Raw genomic sequence first — 5294 nt, forward strand, 5'->3', positions numbered from 1 at the left:
GCAAAACCACGGCTTGGTGTTAAGTGGGTAATGCCTTTACCAATCGTTGCGATAACCCGGCGACCCAGCATGGCCAGACCAGCTACAATACCGATTGCACCGATGGGCAGTACCCACCAGGCTAATTGAGCTTTGCTGGCGATCTCACCACCACTGGTGACTACGCTCACTACTGCGGCAACCGGCCCGATGGCGTTGGCCACATCGTTCGAGCCATGAGCAAATGCCATGGCACAGGCGGTGACCACCATCAGAATAGCGAATACTTTCTCGACGTTGGTGTAGTGCATTTCGCGGTCATCGGAAGGATCAAACTTGAGCCGCGCAATCGCCCATTTCCCCAAGAAAAACACGACAATACCTACTACCAGAGCCAGCGCGTAGCCTTCCATGGTAGTAAAGTTCAGGCCAACGTGCTTAAGGCCCTTGGTAATGGTAACCAGAGAAATCATAAAGCCTGTCAGTGCCATATAAAACGGCACATAGCGCTTGGCCATAGCTAATGGATTCTCCTGATCAAAAATCAGCTTCTGGGCACTCAGGAAAATAAAGTAGGCGATCAGACCAGCGATCATCGGCGTGACAATCCAGCTACCGACAATGCCGCCCACTTTCAGCCAGTTGACCGCGTCCGGGCTTACACCGACCGCGGCAAAACCAACAATGGCACCGATAATCGAATGCGTGGTAGACACCGGCCAGCCCAGCCAGGAGGCCACCAGCAGCCAGATGCCAGCAGCCAGCAATGAGCCAATCATGCCGAACACGAGCAGTTCGGGTACATCCACGAAGTAGGCTGAATCGATGATGCCTTTACGGATAGTGGAGGTGACCTCACCACCCGCCAGATAGGCGCCAGCGAATTCAAAAATCATGGCAATAATAATTGCCTGCTTGATGGTCAGTGCCTTGGAACCGACCGAGGTGCCCATAGCATTCGCTACGTCATTAGCCCCTATGCCCCATGCCATAAAAAAGCCGAAAACGGCGGCCAGGACGATCAGTGTCGTACTATACGAAGTTATGATATCCATAAGTTCTCTCCGGCTTAGCCGCGTGCAAGCATGAGTTCAAAACGCGCTCCCACGCGCTCCGCCAGATCGGCAAGATCACCAACCCAGTCGAGGATCTGATATAGAAACATCGCGTTTAATGGATTCATCTCCTGTTCCAGAGCGCGCAGCTGTTTGCGCAACTCGATCTGCAGGGTATCCGTATCCGCTTCAATCGCATCCAGTTCGGAAATCATCTTATCAACCAGCTGGCGTTCACGGCCTTTAAAACCTACTTCCAACAGGTCATCAAACTCGCCAATAGTTTCGCAGGCTTTTTCAGTCGCATCCAGGCATCGATTCAGGTAAGCATCAAAACCTTCAATCATCGACTCAGGGATCAGCATCTGGCGACCCGTGATTAACCCGGAAATATCTTTGGCTTTATTGGCAATACGATCCTGCTGTGAAACCAACTCAAGCAAATCGGTACGCTCGACCGGCATAAACAGGCCGCTGGGCAGGTTCAAACGTATGTCACGCTTCAGATCATCAGCCGCTGATTCTTTCTTTACAATAGCCTGACGATGGACATCAGCCTCTTCCCAGTCATTTTTGTATACGGCCTGGAAAAATGGCTTGAGGGTAATTGCGCAGTCATGCACCTGGGTGATGTGCTCGATCATGGGTTTGATCGGAGACTTGGCAAACATGCCAAGAAATGAATTTGCAGACATATAAGTTCGCCTATGTTGCTGCTGATGATGTTGAGAATATACCTGATGCAGGTGCGCGCATACTAACTAAAAGCCGGCGCACCTGCAAAAGATTAATAATCAACTGGGATCAAAAACTATAGACCAAAGTAACTGAGGTTTCCGTGTCTAGTTTTTGTTTTGATTCATCTTCAAGGTTGGAGTTGTGCGAACCCGCTACCGCGAACTTTAACGCCAGTGAGCTGTTAATGTTGGCGGAAATTGAAACTTCGGCACGAGTCTTGGTGTTCTCTTCACCGATTTCAGTCGAGGCGAGGCTTTTCAGCTTAGATGTTTTGGTAATGTCCCAGTTCAGGCTGCCGGCCAGACGCAGCACCGCACTACTTTCTTCTTTCTGCGGAACGCCGTTCACTATAGGCTTGCTGAAAGCGTAACCCGGACCCGCTTCATAATCAGCGTATAGATTTTCGCTGTAGCGATAACGGGCGCCATAACCGACCGCAACGGTACCCTGGTACTCGAAACCGCTAAATTTATCTTCCTCATAAGAGCCAAACACGAACAGCGACGAACGGCTGTCAGGCTCAAACTTAAAGTTAGACTGGCCGGAAACGAAGAACTTATTGCCGGTAAGCTGCTTATCACCGGTAGCCGGATCTTCCTGCTCTGAACGGTAATAGTCAATCACGCCTTTGTGGCGCCAGTTTTTATAATCCCGCGCAGCGCTCAATTTGGTTTTGAAGGTTTCGGTCTTGGTATTACCTGAGGTAAAGAGCAAGCCTAATTCGGCACTTGCATCCCAGTCTTCCTGCTGCTCGGTATCAAGATCGCTGGCATCGTCGTACATAAAAATGGATGCGGACGCCGGCGCTGTCAGGCTCAGCATCAGCAATGCAATTGTAGGTGCAACTGTAAATTTCACGTTTACCTCAGCTTGATCGTTTCAGAAATAAAAAAACCATAACCAGTGAGTTATTATAACCCGTGATTATGGCTTGTCTAAAGAGGTCCTTAGTTCACTTTAGCGTCTAATTCGCCCCGTTCGTAGCGCTTAAACATATCTTCCAGTGAAATGACCTTAATTTTGCTTGCCTGACCCGCTGAGCCGAAAGCTTCATAACGCGCTTTACAAATCTCATGCATGGCGTCTGTGGATGCTTTCAGGAACTTACGTGGATCAAAGTTGCTGGTGTTCTGGGCCAGATGACGGCGAATAGCGCCAGTCGATGCCAACCGCAGGTCGGTGTCGATATTTACTTTGCGCACGCCGTGCTTGATGCCTTCGGCGATCTGTTCAACCGGCACCCCATAGGTTTCGGGAATTTCACCGCCAAATTCATTGATTACTTTCAGCCACTCCTGCGGTACAGATGACGAACCGTGCATAACCAGATGGGTATTCGGGATGCGCTTATGGATCTCTTTAATTCGATCAATCGCCAGAATGTCGCCTGTCGGCGGCCGCGAGAATTTGTAAGCGCCATGAGAGGTACCACAGGCGATCGCCAGCGCATCTACATTAGTGGCTTTAACGAACTGCGCTGCTTCTTCCGGGTCAGTCAGTAACTGATCATGGGTCAGCTTACCTTCAGCGCCAACGCCGTCTTCTTCACCTGCTTCGCCAGTCTCCAGGGAGCCCAGAACGCCGAGTTCGCCTTCTACTGATACGCCGCAGGCATGGGCCATTTCGACAACTTTACGGGTTACATCAACGTTGTAATCATAGTCCGCAGGGGTTTTACCATCTTCTTTCAGCGAGCCGTCCATCATCACCGAGCTGAAGCCCAGTTGAATCGAACGCTGACAAACTGAAGGAGAGGTACCATGATCCTGGTGCATAACCACCGGAATATGCGGCCATTCCTCAATGGCGGCGAGAATCAGATGGCGCAGAAAAGGCGCGCCGGCATAGCTGCGGGCACCGGCTGAAGCCTGCACGATAACCGGGCTGTTCGCCGCGTCGGCAGCTTCCATGATGGCCCGCATCTGTTCAAGGTTATTTACGTTGTAGGCCGGCACGCCGTAATTGTGTTCGGCGGCATGGTCAAGCAATTGGCGCAATGAAATTAAAGCCATGAAATTAGTCTCCTGAGTTCCTGTTCTGAGCGGCTGTATTTAGCCGTTTAACGCGCGTTCTTCCAGAATCGCGACTGCCGGTAGCTTTTTACCTTCCAGAAATTCCAGGAAGGCACCACCGCCGGTTGAAATATAACTGATTTTATCAGCGATCCCATACTTATCAATGGCTGCCAGCGTATCACCGCCGCCAGCAATTGAGAATGCATCACTTTCGGCAATCGCCTGGGCTAATGCCTTGGTACCTTCACCGAACTGATCAAATTCAAATACGCCCACCGGACCGTTCCAGACAATAGTGCCAGCCTGTTTAATAATAGCAGCGAACTGCGCGGCGGTTTGCGGGCCAATATCGAAAATCATGTCGTCGCTGGCCACTTCGCTAACCGCCTTGGTTTCGGCTTTGGCGCTGTCGCTGAATTCTTTGCCGGTAACAACGTCTTTGGGTAACGGAATGTCGCCACCTTTATCCTGGGCGGCTGCAACCAGCCGGTTGGCTTCATCCACCAAATCGGCTTCACATAGCGACTTGCCCACGTTATGCCCGGCGGCGGCGATAAAGGTATTAGCGATACCACCACCGACAATGAGCTGATCCACTACTGAAGACAGTGATTCCAGTACAGTAAGCTTAGTTGATACTTTAGAGCCACCTACAATGGCCACCAGAGGTCGCGCCGGGTTCGCCAACGCTTTGCCTAACGCATCAAGCTCGGCGGCCAGCAACGGTCCGGCACAGGCGACGTCAGCGTACTGCGCCACCCCATGGGTAGAAGCCTGGGCCCGGTGAGCAGTGCCAAAGGCATCCATAACGAATACGTCACATAAAGCGGCCAATTGCCTGGATAAGCTCTCGTCGTTCTTTTTCTCGCCTTTGTTAAAGCGGACATTTTCAAACAACACCACTTCATTGGCGCTGATCTCAACACCATCCAGGTAATTAGCTTCCAGCCGCACTGGCACATTCAGAGCCTCATTCAGGTAATCTGCCACCGGGGCCAGTGAGTACTCCTCGTCGTAAACGCCTTCTTCCGGACGGCCCAGATGCGACATCACCATGACCCGGGCGCCGCCATCAAGAGCTGCCTGGATGGTCGGGATGGCTGCCTTGAGACGCGCGTCTGAGGTCACTTTTCCATCTTTGACCGGAACGTTCAGATCTTCCCGGATCAATACCCGCAGGCCGTTCACATCCAGATCGGACAAGGTTATTACTGACATTCACTTTCCCTCTTCTATTTGGTTACTCAGCTTGTGACAACATTACCTGGACGGTGTCCAGCATACGGTTGGCAAACCCCCATTCGTTATCACACCAGCACAATACTTTGATCAGACGTTTATCGGCGACCCGGGTCTGGGTGCCATCGACAATACTTGAGCGCGGATCATGGTTGAAATCGATCGACACCAACGGCTCATCGACGAAGCCCAACACCGGCGCCAATGGCCCACGTGCGGCATCGGCGAGGATTTTATTTACCTGGCTGATATCGACCGGCGTGTTCAC

General features: G+C 51.6%; 5 protein-coding genes and 1 pseudogene. All 6 read right to left on the minus strand.

Translation table 11 applies throughout. The annotated features are described in order from the left end of the window. Positions 1-1034 (minus strand): inorganic phosphate transporter (locus tag R3196_RS10640; RefSeq protein ID WP_318936750.1); only part of this gene is annotated, 1034 nt, incomplete at its 3' end. Between the two features lie 14 nt (positions 1035-1048). Next, entirely contained in the window at positions 1049-1729 is a 681-nt protein-coding gene (locus R3196_RS10645) for a TIGR00153 family protein (protein ID WP_318936751.1), read from the minus strand. A gap of 109 nt (positions 1730-1838) precedes the next feature. Continuing rightward, positions 1839-2630, minus strand: a complete 792-nt coding sequence (locus R3196_RS10650; RefSeq protein ID WP_318936752.1) for a DUF481 domain-containing protein — start codon at positions 2628-2630, stop codon at positions 1839-1841. Between the two features lie 89 nt (positions 2631-2719). Beyond that, positions 2720-3784, minus strand: coding sequence for a class II fructose-bisphosphate aldolase (gene fba / locus R3196_RS10655; protein WP_318936753.1), 1065 nt, complete (start codon positions 3782-3784; stop codon positions 2720-2722). Between the two features lie 39 nt (positions 3785-3823). Further along, positions 3824-5005: a phosphoglycerate kinase gene (locus R3196_RS10660; RefSeq protein WP_318936754.1), complete on the minus strand. Its 1182-nt coding sequence runs from the start codon at positions 5003-5005 to the stop codon at positions 3824-3826. Positions 5006-5027: 22 nt separating this feature from the next. Then, a pseudogene (locus tag R3196_RS10665) lies at positions 5028-5294 on the minus strand (erythrose-4-phosphate dehydrogenase); the annotation flags it as partial.

Origin of the sequence: Pseudidiomarina sp. (assembly GCF_033722695.1) — a bacterium.
Classification (GTDB): domain Bacteria; phylum Pseudomonadota; class Gammaproteobacteria; order Enterobacterales; family Alteromonadaceae; genus Pseudidiomarina.